Origin of the sequence: Vibrio sp. Hal054, from assembly GCF_037162405.1 — a bacterium.
In the GTDB taxonomy this organism is placed as follows: Bacteria; Pseudomonadota; Gammaproteobacteria; order Enterobacterales; family Vibrionaceae; genus Vibrio; species Vibrio diazotrophicus.
Map to the genome: position 1 here is coordinate 650,879 of NZ_JARLUT010000002.1, position 14,859 is coordinate 665,737.

General features: G+C 42.9%; 15 protein-coding genes. 2 read left to right on the plus strand and 13 right to left on the minus strand.

Translation table 11 applies throughout. The features are described 5' to 3' along the window. The 4 genes from P4S58_RS18995 to P4S58_RS19010 form a co-directional block, all read right to left on the minus strand. Positions 1-546: a GNAT family N-acetyltransferase gene (locus P4S58_RS18995; protein ID WP_102968697.1), complete on the minus strand. Its 546-nt coding sequence runs from the start codon at positions 544-546 to the stop codon at positions 1-3. Next, the gene (locus P4S58_RS19000) at positions 546-1,040 is read right to left on the minus strand and encodes a GNAT family N-acetyltransferase (protein ID WP_337165205.1); all 495 of its coding nucleotides are present in this window, start codon (positions 1,038-1,040) and stop codon (positions 546-548) included. Before P4S58_RS19000 ends, P4S58_RS18995 begins: the two co-directional genes overlap by 1 nt. 92 nt (positions 1,041-1,132) lie before the next feature. After that, entirely contained in the window at positions 1,133-1,588 is a 456-nt protein-coding gene (locus P4S58_RS19005) for a GNAT family N-acetyltransferase (RefSeq protein ID WP_337165209.1), read from the minus strand. A 56-nt stretch (positions 1,589-1,644) separates the two neighbouring features. After that, positions 1,645-2,064 (minus strand): rhodanese-like domain-containing protein, encoded by a 420-nt coding sequence (locus tag P4S58_RS19010; RefSeq protein ID WP_219725594.1) that lies wholly within the window; start codon positions 2,062-2,064, stop codon positions 1,645-1,647. A 188-nt stretch (positions 2,065-2,252) separates the two neighbouring features. Between P4S58_RS19010 and P4S58_RS19015 the strand changes: the two genes are divergently transcribed. Beyond that, complete coding sequence (locus P4S58_RS19015) at positions 2,253-3,104, plus strand: LysR family transcriptional regulator (RefSeq protein WP_337165212.1); 852 nt, start codon at positions 2,253-2,255, stop codon at positions 3,102-3,104. 213 nt (positions 3,105-3,317) lie between these two features. Beyond that, on the plus strand, positions 3,318-4,343 hold the full coding sequence (locus P4S58_RS19020; protein ID WP_042482947.1) for a LacI family DNA-binding transcriptional regulator: 1,026 nt from the start codon (positions 3,318-3,320) through the stop codon (positions 4,341-4,343). 92 nt (positions 4,344-4,435) lie between these two features. Here P4S58_RS19020 and P4S58_RS19025 read toward each other — a convergent pair whose 3' ends face one another. The 9 genes from P4S58_RS19025 to P4S58_RS19065 form a co-directional block, all read right to left on the minus strand. Then, on the minus strand, positions 4,436-5,518 hold the full coding sequence (locus P4S58_RS19025) for an ABC transporter ATP-binding protein (protein ID WP_042482943.1): 1,083 nt from the start codon (positions 5,516-5,518) through the stop codon (positions 4,436-4,438). After that, on the minus strand, positions 5,511-7,805 hold the full coding sequence (locus P4S58_RS19030; protein WP_337165215.1) for a glycoside hydrolase family 2 protein: 2,295 nt from the start codon (positions 7,803-7,805) through the stop codon (positions 5,511-5,513). The genes P4S58_RS19025 and P4S58_RS19030 overlap by 8 nt, the downstream gene beginning before the upstream one ends. Beyond that, entirely contained in the window at positions 7,805-8,617 is an 813-nt protein-coding gene (locus tag P4S58_RS19035; RefSeq protein WP_042482936.1) for a carbohydrate ABC transporter permease, read from the minus strand. The genes P4S58_RS19030 and P4S58_RS19035 overlap by 1 nt, the downstream gene beginning before the upstream one ends. 2 nt (positions 8,618-8,619) lie before the next feature. Continuing rightward, complete coding sequence (locus P4S58_RS19040) at positions 8,620-9,498, minus strand: carbohydrate ABC transporter permease (RefSeq protein WP_042482934.1); 879 nt, start codon at positions 9,496-9,498, stop codon at positions 8,620-8,622. A 58-nt stretch (positions 9,499-9,556) separates the two neighbouring features. After that, a complete protein-coding gene (locus P4S58_RS19045) occupies positions 9,557-10,819 on the minus strand; it encodes an extracellular solute-binding protein (RefSeq protein WP_102965267.1) in 1,263 nt (420 codons plus the stop codon). Between the two features lie 516 nt (positions 10,820-11,335). After that, positions 11,336-11,539, minus strand: coding sequence for a hypothetical protein (locus P4S58_RS19050; protein ID WP_042482927.1), 204 nt, complete (start codon positions 11,537-11,539; stop codon positions 11,336-11,338). 279 nt (positions 11,540-11,818) lie between these two features. After that, positions 11,819-12,031 carry a cold-shock protein gene (locus P4S58_RS19055; protein ID WP_042483411.1) on the minus strand — a complete coding sequence of 71 codons (213 nt, stop codon included), beginning with the start codon at positions 12,029-12,031 and terminating at the stop codon, positions 11,819-11,821. A gap of 402 nt (positions 12,032-12,433) precedes the next feature. Further along, on the minus strand, positions 12,434-13,009 hold the full coding sequence (locus tag P4S58_RS19060) for an NADPH-dependent FMN reductase (RefSeq protein ID WP_102962521.1): 576 nt from the start codon (positions 13,007-13,009) through the stop codon (positions 12,434-12,436). Between the two features lie 243 nt (positions 13,010-13,252). After that, positions 13,253-14,812 carry an AbgT family transporter gene (locus tag P4S58_RS19065; RefSeq protein WP_042482922.1) on the minus strand — a complete coding sequence of 520 codons (1,560 nt, stop codon included), beginning with the start codon at positions 14,810-14,812 and terminating at the stop codon, positions 13,253-13,255. Positions 14,813-14,859: the final 47 nt, after the last annotated feature.

A 14,859-nucleotide genomic window follows, 5' to 3' on the forward strand; every position in this document is an offset into this window, starting at 1 on the left:
TTACTTGCCAAGCCAATGACTGCGGCTCAAACCATAAACCGCATGGTCAACAACGCGACCATTGAGGTTCTCCGCGCAAGTAATAATGCCTTCCAAGTTGAACCCCAAACGTTTACAAACATTACGACTGGGTGCGTTATCAACCGCGGCTGAAATCTCTACCTTCTGCATATTCAGTTCACGAAACGCCATTTCGATGAGCTTAGATACTGAACGGGTGACGATACCTTTACCCTTAAACTTTTCCCGCAGCCAGTAACCGATTTCGACCTTTTTAAGATCATGATTGATGGTATTGAAACTGATGTTTCCCACCAGCTCGTCTTCATAGAACATTGCGCAAACCAAAGATTTTCCATCGGCATAATCGTGCAGTGAACGTTGAATGAAACTGAGGAAAAACGCTTCACTATCAGCATGAGGAGGCCAAGCTAACCACTGGCTTAAATACTCACGTTCACTTTGAACAATCTCAAAATAGCGAGCTGCGAATGAAGGCTGCACCAAAACCAGCTTTAAATCCTTTTCTATTCTCAGGCTAAACATTATTCCCCCTGTAAAGCGTATCTCATCATTTTGGCACCTTCACCATAGGTTGATGAAATGCTCTGCTTATCTACTACGCTGAAGCCCATATTGATCCAAAACGTTGATGAATCTTGCACCGCCACCAATCGAATTTCATCAAAGTCCGTTGTTTTTGCAACTGAAATTAAATGACTAACCAACTTAGTACCGATACCTTTACCTGCGGCTCTGTCTGATATCGCGAGATCATGAAGAAACAAATACGAATGCAAAGTCTCAGATTGTTCTGGTAAAGGTTTAAACAGTTTCGGCGGTGTTTCTTTATCCCAAGCATGAGCCAACAGATAACCCAGCACTGACTCTTCATCTTGATACACGAAGCAGCACTGCGGTGTGCGACGCCATTTACTTTGCAACACCTCTATCGTTTCGGGCTCTACTTGCAAATAGACTTCAGATTGCACCGCGAGGATTCCTGCCCACGTATTATCATCAATTGGCTTTATTGACATTCTGACTCTTCAAATGGATGGCGAAGTTTTCTTTGTTTATATGTACGGATCTCAGAATGACAGCTTCAAATGAAAGTCGCAATCAGGGATAACTAATTAAATTCATTGTGGTTCCAGAAGAACCTTTGCTTCTCTTTATCAATCGCTCCCAACCTGCGATAAAAGCCAATCGCGTTGGTATTTGATGTGGGTGTTTGCCATTGAATTTCTGATAAATAAAGTTCTTGTGCAAACTCTGAAGCTTTCATCAGCATCGCTTTGCCTAAGCCTTTGCCTCTGACTTCAGGTCTAAGATAAAGACAGTCCAAGTAGAGGTAGTGTTTCATATCCCACGTTGAAAACTGCTTTATCAGACTCATATACCCCACAATACTGCCATCGATTTCTACAACCCAAATTGCTGCGGGGTATGTTTGATTATGTAAAGACTGAAGCTGGCCAGATACAACCAGAGTGTGACCTTCATAATCTGCGTGCTCGCACATTAGTTGCCAAATATCGTAAGCATCATCTGAGCAACTCATACGGATATCGATTCGTTGATTCACTGTTTAACTCCAAGTTAACCTGTTCACAGCTTCAGTTTTACTCTTTAAACCACCTTTTAGCTTTGCGCTTCACCTAACCGGCGATTCACAGGGTAACGCTCGAAATCTTCCCAATACTGAATACCACCAATCATCTCTTTAACAGCAAAACCCAAGGCTGAAATTTTCTTAGCCGCTTTAGTCGCACCGTTACACCCAGGCCCCCAGCAGTAGACTACAAAAGTTGTGTCTTTCGGATAATGCGCAAAAGATTCCGCATTAATGTTGGCGTGAGGCATGCTCTCTGCAGTAATGGCGTGACTTTTGTTGTAGGCCTCGACACTTCGAACATCGAGCAAAATGAATTCTTTGTTGTTCTCTTTTATATCGGCGTAAACATCTGAGCAATCCGTTTCAAAGCTCAGCTTGTTGCTAAAAAACGCATTCGCTGTTTCGCTGTCAGCCGCTGGGTGGGCAAGTACACTGGACATAGTCATAATGATTTCTCTCCTTAACGTTGTATAACCAAAGCCATGTTGTTTGTTTCCTAGCCAGTGTATTGACCAAACATAGCGATGAGAATTCGTAGTTTCTGAAGGGAGCGTTAAGAGAAAACAAATATACTTTTGCTTCTGATAGCCGATAATGGAGCATCAATTGCTGAGAATGGAACGTGCTGGATTAGATGGAATTTTATCACCTACGCTCATTTGTTGTTGTCGCTCAAACAGGAAACTTAACCTTAGCGGCTAAGCAACTATATACAACGCCACCAGCCGTCAGCGCGCACATCAAAGCGCTGGAAGAAGAGCTGCAAGTGCCACTTTTTGTACGAACCAGTAAAGGGATGAAACTGACCGAAAAAGGCGAACTGTTACTTAAAAAAGCGCAGAAAACCTTAGATTCCGCGTTTGATCTAGTGAACGCCGCGGCATCAAGTCAGGATGAAATCGTCGGTACGTTTCGTTTGGCGTTGAATCAAAAACCAGCCCAGCTTGAAATCCCTCGCCTGATAGAGAACTTACTGGAAAGTACACCCGGTATTACTTTGCAAATCCACCCTATGTCTACAGGGAAAACGATTGAAGCAATACGCTCTGAAGAGATGGACGGAGGCTTTGTGTATGGGGGAGTGCCAAGCGATTTTGTCTCAGTGAAAGTTAAATCGCAGAAAATCACAACGATTGCCCCATTTGGCTTTAACTCCGATACGCCCTTAGAAAAGAGTCATTGGATTACCATGGGTTACTACTGCCCGTTTGATGATTTCTTAAAATTGAAGTTGGGTGATGATATCAATGCCATTACTAGCAGTGATGACGATGCAACTCGCTTAGAGCTTGTAAGAAGTGGATTGGGGCTGAGCTTTTATGAACTTGAAGACGCAAAGGAACATGCGCAGAACAATCAAATCACCATCATTCCAAATTTAGACTTCGAGGCTGAGCTCTATTTTATTGTGCCTAAAAACAAAGCGAATTCGCCGATTGCCAAAGCAGTTATGCAAGAGATCTGTGCAATCTGGGAAATGGCGTAGACTTCTAATGCCAATCAGAATCCCAAACAAGTGAGCTGTTATACATTAAGGAACTAGATCAGGAAGAAAACATAGGGTTGTGAGATTCCAAATTAGATTTAGAAAAGGAACACCTGAGATGTTTGCACTTGGTTAGTTCAACCGTTGACCAAGATCGCTTTCTTGTTAGGAAAAGTTTAGTAATATTTTAAGAAAATTTTTAGAGAATTTTCTTTGGCAACATTAAAAGACATCGCAGACAAAGTTGGTGTAGCATCATCAACAGTATCGAGAGTCCTGAATCAGGACGATACACTTTCCATCACTGCTGAAAAGCGACAGTTAATCAATAAAGTGGCAATTGAGCTGGGTTATCTTTCTCCTATCCAGCGTAAGAAGCAGCGCCAACAACAAAGTGCCATCGCAGCTCGCACCCACTACAAGCTGGCAAATGGAGACGCGCTAAACTTGGTGGTCGTTCATTGCCTTAGTCCCAATGAAGAACTAAACGACCCTTACTATACAGCGATTCGAATTGGCATAGAGAATAGCTGCCATCAACACAACATCGCTTTGCGTAATACATTTGCCAATAACTTGGCTGCGAACAGCAGTTTCTTACAACAAGCTCAAGCCGTTATTTGTGTTGGTCATTTTAAAGATCAAGATGTCACCCTCATCCAATCACTAAATCCTAACCTGATATTTGTTGATTCAAACCCGCTAGATAAACAATGCGATGTGGTGCAATTCGATAGAGAAGCTGCCTCACGAGAAATTGTTGGCAATATGATATCAGCCGATGTTCAGCGACCTGCATTTATTGGTAATGATGAGACCCGTTTACATGTTTTTCGAGAAATGACCCAAGCTCACGGCATCTACGATTCAGCACGCTGCAAGGTTAGCACGAACTTTTGCATTGAATCTGGCTATTTAGCTATGACAGAAATGCTGTCCACTCAACCTTGGCCTGATGTGGTCTTTGCTGCAACAGACATTATCGCCATAGGTGTCTATCGTGCCATCCAAGAAAGGGATATCGAAATTCCTAAAGATATCCAAGTGATCAGTATGAACGATATCCCTACCGCACAGCATATGAATCCAAGTCTCACGACAATGAGACTCTATGCGACTGAGATGGGAGAAGCGGCTGTAGATCTATTTATGGAACTCGTTGCTGGACGCCAATATCACAAAACCGTTCAGCTCGGCTATGAAATGATATGGCGCAAAAGTTTTGCTAAGCCACTCTAACTTCAGCTTCACATATGTTTAGAGGCAAAATAGATAGAAAAAGCGGCCGTTCAACGACCGCTTTTCTTTTTATCAAGTTTCAAACGATTTCGTTAGTTTATACGCAGGCCTTCTTCATTAAACAGATGGCATTGTTCACTGAAGCAGCTCAGTCCAACATCACAGTAGCTTTCTAATACTTGGTCTCCCACTAAGTGTACTTTGAAACTATCAACGCCAGCACAGTGGCCAAACATATATGTCGCGTTACCTAGTCGCTCTGTTACTTCATTACGCATCGTCAAATGAACATCCCCTTCTCTTTCCAAATTGAGATGTTCTGGACGAATACCGATTGTCACTGGTTGCCCTTCTGAGACCGTGTAATCACCGCGTAACAAGCTCACCGTATTGCCGTCCTTCAGTTTAATATTCACTCGTTCTTGTTCACAGCTCACTACCGTTGCGGGTAATAAATTCATCTTAGGAGAGCCAATGAAACCCGCCACAAAAAGATTTTGCGGCCTATTATAAAGCTCGATTGGAGAACCCACCTGCTCGATTCGCCCCTGATTGAGCACAACAATTTTATCTGCTAATGTCATCGCTTCAACCTGATCATGGGTAACATAGATCATGGTGTTTCCCATTTCCTGATGCAGCTTTGCTATCTGCAAACGCATTTCAACTCTTAATTCAGCATCCAAATTTGACAAAGGCTCGTCAAACAAAAACACCTTGGGGTCCCGAACGATTGCCCGTCCTATTGCGACTCGCTGACGTTGACCACCCGATAGCTCTTTAGGCTTACGATCGAGTAGGTGTTCTAGCTGCAAAGTTTTAGCTGCTCTCTGCACCAGTTGCTCAACTTCCAACTTTGGGCGACCATTCATTTTCAGACCAAAACCGATATTTTCAGCAACCGACATATGTGGGTATAAAGCATAAGACTGAAACACCATTGCAATACCACGAGCCGCAGGGTCAAGTTCGTTCACTCTCTGGTTGTCTATTTCAATTGCACCATCAGAAATCTGCTCTAATCCAGCAACCATACGAAGCAGGGTTGATTTACCGCATCCCGACGGTCCCACAAAAACCACAAACTCTCCAGACTCAATATCCAGATTAACATTGTGTATGGTTTGGACACTGCCGTAACGCTTAACGATGTTTTCTAAAGTGATATTAGCCATATTGAACCTCATTTTGAGTTTGTTGGCTGATGACCTGTTGATGTTGAACCAAAATAGAGCGAGAGAATTCGCCAAAACACGAACTCTTCAGTTTGATTTCGCCAGTTCCTTGTTGAAACGCTCGCACCCAGAAGCTAGCAACGCCGCCCTCTAGAGGTATTGATGTCGGGCCGATTACAGTGAGATTGTCACTGCTACTAATCTGAATAACATCTTTGAAATAAGGCAGTATTTGACCTTTTTGGTCGAGAGCTTTAATGACCACGTGACAGGTATCACCACAGTGAGCTTTTAAGCTATCTGTCTGCAAACTGATATCTAGTAGCGTTGGCACCGGAGAGGCGGCAAGTTCGGTTTCAATACAAACAGTACCATCCACATAACCAGTGAACTTAATATTTTGCCAAGAGTTACCCCAGTCGCCCACAGGCAGATCTCTCTGATTAGTCACATCAACCACAACAGGCGGGTGTGGCAGATTCGGGAAGCGACCTTTGTCAGGGAAAAAGCTGCGACATACACCATCACCAATCTGAATATCAACACGATCACAGTTGGTCAAAATAATTAATGGAAGAGCTTTTGCCTCCGGACGTTCACCACGAGTCCAGTAGGTCACGGGATTAAGAATGACCTGATGTTTCGGCGACATCTGACTGGCATAAACAGATGCAGCAAACTTTGGAACCCTGAATGCATCATTAACACCGTGGTAGCAGATTTTGTCACCACTTCCGAAGTCCCTGTGGGTGTTGTAATCAAATAAACACCAAGTGATGGCACCGCTAATATTCGGGTTCGAAAAACTGGCATTCAGCACTCGTAGATGACGCATCACATGCTCATTTTGCCAAACTTCGCAGTCAGTACGTTTGGTTGGGAACATATGCCCTGCATATTCAGTAACTAAATACGGAACGGGTTTATCTAAACCAGTGACAGTTTGCGGACTGCGCAGTTCAATATCCCCATTAGGATTCAAATGGCTATCGCTCAAAATGAAGTCGTTCATGGTATAAACATCTTCAAGATATTCACTGTTCTGAATGCAGCGTACACCACCCGTTTGTCGGCTAGGATCGAGTTTACGAGCCAATGCGTTTGTCTGAGTATAGAAGTCGTGGCTATCCACAGATTCATTAATGCGTACACCCCACAAAATGATGCTAGGGTGATTCCAATCGCGTTCAATCATCGCTCGCACATTATCAATTGATTTCTGCTGCCAAGCTTGGTCTCCGACATGTTGCCACCCTGCAATTTCCTCAAAAACGAGTAATCCCAGTTCATCGCATCGATCCAGAAAATGTACAGACTGAGGATAGTGAGAAGTGCGAATCAAGTTGAAGCCTAGTTTTTGCTTAGCCAGTTCCGCATCCAGTTGTTGGGCACGTTTACCCATCGCGTAGCCCGCATACGGATAACTTTGATGTCGGTTTACCCCGACCAACTGAAGTCTTTCATTGTTGAGATAGAATCCATCTACCCTGAACTCCGCTTCACGAAGCCCAAAACGGCACTGATAATAATCACTCAGATTTTCACCAAGCAGCTCTACTTGTAGCGTATATAAATTCGGGTGGTCTGGATGCCACAATTGCGCCTCAGTAAGTGGCTCGAAACACACTTTTATCGCTTGTTCATCTGACTGGCAATTCGTGATCCGCTGACTAGCGACTGTATTACCTTCGGCAGAGACTAGTGTTAGCTTCATCGTCAATGGCGCGTTGTAATCAGCCAGTTTTTCCAGATAAACCGTAGCTTCCACTGTTGGCTTTGACAGAACGTTAAAGGTATCGACTTTAACGTTCTTCACGCGTACCTCATCAAAGCGAGTTAAGTTCACGTCACGATAAATGCCAGGAAAGCAAAGAAAATCAATCATGCCACCAAAAGGTGGAATCGCTGGGTTTTCTCGTCCACTTAACGTGACAGTAATGTGATTGTCGCCTTCTTGTAACCAAGGTGACAGATGCACATCAAATGGTGTATAGCCATCGCTATGCTGCTTGGTCAACTTACCATTAACGTATACGTGTGCATCACACATCACACCTTCAAAATGCATAACCAGTTGCTTGCTAAAATCGGTTTGCGTCGCTTTTAAGCAATACTGATAAGTAAAACCTTGATGAAGTTTTGTTTCGTCAAAATAGTTCAGTGGGACATCAACCGCGTTGTGCGGTAACTCTATTTTCTGGCTACCCTGCACATGTTCAAGTGAAGCGTTGATGTGAAAGCCTGGGCAAAACACCCAGTTTTGAGACAATAATTGGGTATTTCGCATTATTTAACGGCTCCGGTCATACTGGCGATAAATTGCTTTTGCATCGCGAAGAAAATCAAAAGGCTTGGCAATGTGGAAAGTACTGTGCCAACCATAATCAGCCCAAAATCGGGTGAATATGCAGAAGCAAAGCTAGAGAGAATGAGGTTTATTGTTTTAAGCTCATTAGATTGCAGGACTATCAAGGGCCACAAAAATGAGTTCCAAGAGGACATGAATACGATAATGAAGGCGGCAGAGTAACTGGCTCGCATTATTGGTACGTAGACAAAAAGAAAAATTTTCCACTCCGCAACGCCTTCTACCCTAGCAGCATCAATAAGCTCCAGAGGGAAAGATTTGGTACATTGGCGAAAGTAGAAAATGATGAACGCGCCAGAAATGGTCGGCATTATCACAGCAAAGTGAGTATCGAGTAACCCCGCTTTACCAAACATTGTGAACAGCGGAATCATCAAGGCAGCGAACGGGATCATCATTGTCGTTAATAAAGCGGTATAAACACGTTCACGATTCTTGCTTTGATAAATTTCAAACGCATAACCAGCGATAGAACATATCGCTAGTGTCGCTACTGTACTGATAATGGCTATTTTGGCTGTATTCCAGAAAATTAAAGTCAAATCCACTTGGCTAGTCAGATTGTTGAAATTAACCAGTAGCTGGTCACCAAATGTATATTTTCCAATGTTTATATCACTAGTACGGTTGGTACTTGATACCACCATCCAGTAAAACGGAAATAGCGAGAAGAGACTGACAATACCTAAAAACAAGTGCATGAATAAGGTATAAAGTTGACTACGTTTCATGATTACTTGTTCCTCGCAGCTTTAAATTGCACAACAGCTAAAACCGCCGATAGCACAACAATCACATAGGAAACTGTGGCCGCGTAACCGAAGTTCGGCACATAAGAAAATGATAAGTTGTAGATATAGAGTGACAAAGTCATCGTTGAATTCGCAGGCCCTCCATTAGTGATGTTCATTGCTTCATCAAATAACTGAAGCGTACCTATAGTGGATGTCACCGTAGTAAATAAGATCACAGGTTTCAGTAATGGAACAGTGATGAACAAGAACTGCTTTATCGGGCTTACGCCATCAATTCGAGCCGCTTCATATATAGACTTATCAATATTCTGCATTGCCGATAGAAAGAAAATCATGTTGTAGCCAGTCCAACGCCAAGTGATAGCGATGATAACCGTTACTTTTGCCCAAAATGGATCGGCTAACCAAGGAATCGGTTCAGAAATGATGTGAATCGCCATCAATACAGAATTCACAACGCCATCGAGCTCAAACATACTCTTAAACAGTATTGAGTAAGCCACCAAAGAAGTTACACAAGGCAAGAAAATAGCCAATCGGAACCACTGTTTGTATCTTAATTTGGATGAGTTCAGACACGATGAGACCGCCAGAGAAAGGAAGATCATGATCGGTACTTGAATGGCTAGAAATGTCAGAGTGTTCCATAGGGCTTTTTTAAACATCGGATCATAAAACAGCCTGATCACGTTAGAGACACCAGCAAATTCTAGTATTACCCCACGACCGGAATGCAATGATAACCAGAGCGACTTTCCAATCGGGTAAAGAGTCATTAAGGCAATTAAACCCACGGCAGTTGCGACAAAAGCCCAGCCGTTAATGTCATACAGCCTGTGCATCTTGGATTTATGCATGGTTACACCATTTAATTGGATTGAAGAGGCTTGGGGGCGAGCCCCAAGCCGAAGTGGTTTACATCAGTTGGTATTTAAGTGCGGTTTCGACGCGCTTTAACACGTCGTCAACTGAATCACCCGATAGAAGAGCAGGAATTTCAGCAGAGATGGCGTTGTCTACTTCTTGTGTGTACATGCCATAAGAAACTTGCGGAATCTCAGCTACCCATTTGGAAAAATCAGAAAAAACAGGTTGCCCAGAGAAGAACTCATCTTCGACTGTATAGGCATAGCCCACACTTGCTGGCAAATATGTGCCCAGAGCGCCACGTTCAACCAGTAAGGTTTGGTACATGTCGTCATCAGCTGCGAATGTTTTCTTGAGGAAGTTGATAGTCGCTTCTTTATCTTTGCTGGTACTTAGCACATACCAACTCGAACCACCTTGGTTGGAAGCATGTTTTGCATTAGGTAGTTTAAGACTTGGGATTGGTGCAACTCGCCATTTACCTTTTTGCTCGTCAACGCTTTTAATAGAACCCATGATCCAAACGCCAGACGTTACTGTAGCCACCTGACCAGCGTTAAAGCTGCCAACAAAACTAGACCAACCTGATGTTGGGCGAGTAATTTTGGCGTCGTTGATTGCTTTGATAGTTTTTAATGTCTCTTTAAGCGCTTGGTTATTAGCGATGTTCATCTCTCCTTCTGGAGTAAAGAACCATTCACCACCTGACTGCATCATGATGTGAGGTAACACTACGTCATTGATATCGTATGTCAGCATACTAATACCTGTTTTCGCTTTGACGTCTTTACCAATTTCAATGAACCTGTCCCACGTAATATTAAGCAAATCCTTGTGGGTGTAGCCTGCTTTCTCTAGATAGTCACTTCGATAAAACATACCAGCAACACCAGAATCAAAAGGAATGCCAAACACTTTGTCACCAATAGTCATCACTTTAACTTTATATGGTGCAAACTGGCTGTAGTCGATGTGCTCCTGCAGTGGCAAGAAAGAGCCAGGGTAAGCCTGCAAATACTTCTGAGCATTGTAGTCTTCAATTAAGACAATATCAGGCAACGAACTCGTAATACCTGAGGCCAGCATGGTATGCAGTTTTTGCTCAATGTCTTCCTTACCTGAATCAATAACCTTGAGATTAAAACTAGGGTCGATCTTTTTATAGCGAGCGGCCGCTTCATTCATGGCAGCCACATTGAAGTTCGGGTCCCAAGCCCAAACAGTCACATCAGCAGCTAAGCTTTTGGCAGAAATTCCAGCAGTAAGCAAAGTAGTTACCGCCAGCGAGAATACCTTGTTCTTGTTGTTCATAGGCTTTCAGTCCTTTGTTTTAAGTAGCAGACTGAGAATAGGGTTGGTATGAGGTAAAGACAACGGGGTTTGACCACAAGGAAAAAGTATCTAGTGATAGCGTTCACATTACTTTTTAAGAAAAGTAAAAAAGCGGGATCCCAACAATAAATATTCAGGAAAAGTTTCCTAACTGTTAGAAACAGCATTAAGGGGCCACGAATCCATAACCTATGACTACGAATTACCTTCACTGAAAGTAGGATAGGCACATCCGATATCCATTTTCACGTAACTGAAAAGCTGCTCGATTTAGGGTATAGCGCGAGAATTGAGCTAAGGTCCTGAACTGGCGGCTGCATTTACGTATTTAAAAGTGTTTGGGTTTGGCGCATGATTTTGCACTTAATTCTGTTGGAAACCTGACTAATCGTTAGTTGGATTAACTAGAAGTGCAAATAAATGAGGGAGAGTAAGGGGGGACTAAGGGATAGAAAGCCACAAGATCAAGTGAGACTGTGGCAAATCAATCTTGAGTTATTGGTGCTGCTTAAAGAAGCGTTCGGCACTAGAGAAAAGAGATTCGCAGAGTTTTTCCTGCGCTTTGAATTCATCGGAACCAGCCGTCATCGTTTCAAGAGTCTCTTTTGCACTATGGTATTCACCTACCATTTGCTCAAATTTTGCTTCGTAGCCACTTTTCCAAGCTTTCTTTGCAACTTTATCTCGTCTTTTTCTCATTCACTATTCCTATACTGAAAAGCATTTTTAAAAGATATTCACTCTGAGATTTATATTTTATAAAAATAAGAAAAACTTCAGTAACAAAGAAATAATATTCATAGTTACATCTAAATAAAATAAATCTAAAAATATCGATTAAACAGACTATTCAGAACATCAAAAAATAAGGCATTCACTTGCGTGAATTTAGGATAAAAACTTCTCGAAATATTTTTATCCTACTCGTGCTTTTTCTATTTAAATAAGCAAATCGTGCTTATTTTTTCGAAAGCTAACTTAAGCTGTTAGAACGTTAGTAGCTTGAGCGCCTTTAGCACCCTGCTCAACGCTAAATGTTACTTTCTGTCCTTCAGCTAAGGTTTTAAAACCTTCTGAAACGATAGAGTTAAAGTGAACAAATAGATCTGGACCGCCATTGTCTTGAGAAATGAAACCAAAACCTTTTGTTTCGTTAAACCATTTTACTGAACCAGTTGCTTTATTAGACATAATAAATACCTCGTTAATCATCATAAAATCCAAAATCGAGGCTATTTGATGGAAGATGAAGAATAAGTTGCCGCAGGAGTAGTATAACGAAATCGATCGAAAGAAAACTGAGAAGAGACTTGAACTAAACATTTCATAAATAGCTCACGTTTAAGAGCTGCGTGCACTATACACCGATTAGTTCAAATAGATATAAATATTTGTGAATATTTTTATTTTTGCAGTTTAGAAGCTGATAATTTATTTAGAATTTAGGAGGATAAAGGTGGAAAAAATCATGCTTCACATCGCCATATTTTTGCCTATTCGTTACCTAAAATATTAAAGAGAATGGCAGCAAACAAAACACAATGCTGCCATTAAATTTGTAGTGGTTTCACAAACTGACTTCTAATCAAGCAACTAGCTCTTCGAACGTGGTAGCACAGTGAGAACTCGCACAATAAAAGCATGCAGTTCAGACATGTACTTAGCTAGGAACTTCTCCGTGTCCTCATCTGTCACTTTCCCATCCTCTGTGATTAAACCCGGTTTAAATTGAATATACGCTTCCACAGTGTTCATCAGTGGTGAGTTACAGAAGCAGAGTACGCCACGTAAGCTTTGCTGGGCGACGGCTGTACCAATTGAACCTGGAGATGTGCCTATTACCGCAGATGGCATGCCTGTGAACGAGTTTTGCCCCCAAGGTCTGCTCGCCCAGTCTATTGCGTTCTTTAGTCCGCCGGGTATTGAACGGTTATATTCTGGAGTGACAAACAACACACCATCCATAGCGGATATGGCTTTCTTGAACTCACGAGCGACTGGCGGGAAATCAGCATCATAGTCCGCGCTATATAACGGCAGATCCTTGATTGGAATTTCAATCAGCTCAAGCTCAGGAGGAGCCAAGCGTACCAGTGCTTTCGCCAACAGCCTGTTGATAGAACTGGAAGACAAGCTACCGACGAAGTAGCCAACTTTGTACTTTGCCATACCATTAATCTCCTACTTCGCTTCTACTTAACATTGACTCGCGTGGTGAAAAGCGATGCGACCACTGTTTTATTCCTTCTACAGTGTAGTTCACATCTTTTGTTCACCTTTGACAGAGCATGGTTAAACAAAGCTATGGAAGATAATTTGAATATAACTGACTGGTTTTTAGGTCATAATATTTTTGAGCAGATACAAAAAAGCCTGCACAACATTTGGCAGGCTTTTGGTTACACAGCGTAATTACATTACGTATTCGTAAGGTGCCTGAATTCCTAGTGGAATACCCACCGCCCAGTAAGCAAGCAAGAAGATAGTCCAACCAATCATCATTGCGATTGAGAATGGCATCATCAGAGAAGCCAGAGTACCGATACCTGTTGATTTCACATAACGTTGGCAGTAAACCACCACCAATGGGAAGAACACCATCAGAGGCGAAATGATGTTAGATACTGAATCGCCCACACGGTAAGCCGCTTGAGAAAGCTCAGGAGAGATACCCACCGCCATCAACATTGGCACTAGGATTGGACCAATCAGTGCCCATTTCGCAGATGCAGAACCGATGATCAGGTTAACTGAAGCAGTCAGTAGGATCATACCCACAATTGTTGCTTCACCCGGAAGGTTCATTGCTTTTAGACCTTCAGCACCGTATAGCGCTAGCATAGTACCGATGTTTGATTGTGCGAAAACCGATAGGAACTGAGCACAGAAGAACGACATGACGATGTATGCACCCATGGTAGACATAGTCGTTGCCATCGCTTTGATGATGTCATTGCTGGTTTTAAATGTGCCTGAAACTCGGCCATAGACATAACCTGGAATGATGAACAGGATGAAGATCAACGGAACAATAGACTTCATAATTGGCGCAGAGAACGCAGTAATCTGACCATCAGGAGAACGCAGAGCTGAGTCTTCAGGCATCAGCGCCGCAACAAGAAGCGCGATACCAGCAACCATTGCCCAACCTGCGTAACGGAAAGCTTTTGATTCTAGCTCAGTGAAAGACGCAAGATCCGGTGCCTTTTCTGCATCTTCATCGATTGGCGTGTTTGCCAAACGTGGCTCGATGATTTTCTCTGTTACGTACCAACCAATGGCAATAACAATAACAGAAGAAAGGCCAGTAAAGATGATGTTCGCCAGAGGGTTAACCACGTATTCTGGGTCAAGAACCTGAGCTGCCGTCTGAGTAAAACCCGCTAGCAATGGGTCGATACCAGAAGGAATAAAGTTCGCAGAGAAGCCACCAGAAACACCAGCAAAAGCGGCAGCAATTCCGGCTAAAGGATGACGGCCTGCTGCGTGAAAGATGATACCCCCTAGAGGAATAACCAGTACGTAACCAGCGTCTGCTGCAGTGTGTGACACAATCGCTACCAGAATCAGCATCGGCGTTAACAATTTCGCTGGCGTGAAGTTCAGCATTTTCTTCAGACCAGTGGTGATAAAGCCAGAAGAGTCAGCAACACCCACACCTAACATCGCAACCAACACGATGCCTAGCGGTGCAAAGCCAGTGAACGTTGTTACCATACTCGCAAGGAAATTCGCTAGTGACTCTCCGGTGAGCAGGTTTTTAATTACCAGCGCTTCGCCAGTTCTTGGGTTTAGAAGGTCAAATGAAACGTTGGATAAAAGTGCGGACGCAACCCAAGTAATAACGAGTGCCCAGAAGAATAGAATTGCCGGATCAGGGATCTTGTTACCTGCCCGTTCAATGAAATTAAGAAAGCGATCCATACCACTCGGCTTCGGTGATGACGCTTGATTTAATGCTTGGTTACTCATGGTAACTCCATAATCAAAGATGTTGGTTCCAAAGGCTTTCTAAAAAT

Excerpts from the sequence above, each read along its gene's own strand:
- P4S58_RS19065 (WP_042482922.1), bottom strand. The coding sequence starts at position 14,812 with ATGAGTAACCAAGCATTAAATCAAGCGTCATCACCGAAGCCGAGTGGT.
- P4S58_RS19060 (WP_102962521.1), bottom strand. The coding sequence starts at position 13,009 with ATGGCAAAGTACAAAGTTGGCTACTTCGTCGGTAGCTTGTCTTCCAGT.
- P4S58_RS19010 (WP_219725594.1), bottom strand. The coding sequence starts at position 2,064 with ATGACTATGTCCAGTGTACTTGCCCACCCAGCGGCTGACAGCGAAACA.
- P4S58_RS19040 (WP_042482934.1), bottom strand. The coding sequence starts at position 9,498 with ATGCATAAATCCAAGATGCACAGGCTGTATGACATTAACGGCTGGGCT.
- P4S58_RS19035 (WP_042482936.1), bottom strand. The coding sequence starts at position 8,617 with ATGAAACGTAGTCAACTTTATACCTTATTCATGCACTTGTTTTTAGGT.
- P4S58_RS19000 (WP_337165205.1), bottom strand. The coding sequence starts at position 1,040 with ATGTCAATAAAGCCAATTGATGATAATACGTGGGCAGGAATCCTCGCG.
- P4S58_RS19025 (WP_042482943.1), bottom strand. The coding sequence starts at position 5,518 with ATGGCTAATATCACTTTAGAAAACATCGTTAAGCGTTACGGCAGTGTC.
- P4S58_RS18995 (WP_102968697.1), bottom strand. The coding sequence starts at position 546 with ATGTTTAGCCTGAGAATAGAAAAGGATTTAAAGCTGGTTTTGGTGCAG.
- P4S58_RS19055 (WP_042483411.1), bottom strand. The coding sequence starts at position 12,031 with ATGTCTAATAAAGCAACTGGTTCAGTAAAATGGTTTAACGAAACAAAA.
- P4S58_RS19050 (WP_042482927.1), bottom strand. The coding sequence starts at position 11,539 with ATGAGAAAAAGACGAGATAAAGTTGCAAAGAAAGCTTGGAAAAGTGGC.
- P4S58_RS19015 (WP_337165212.1), top strand. The coding sequence starts at position 2,253 with ATGGAATTTTATCACCTACGCTCATTTGTTGTTGTCGCTCAAACAGGA.
- P4S58_RS19030 (WP_337165215.1), bottom strand. The coding sequence starts at position 7,805 with ATGCGAAATACCCAATTATTGTCTCAAAACTGGGTGTTTTGCCCAGGC.
- P4S58_RS19045 (WP_102965267.1), bottom strand. The coding sequence starts at position 10,819 with ATGAACAACAAGAACAAGGTATTCTCGCTGGCGGTAACTACTTTGCTT.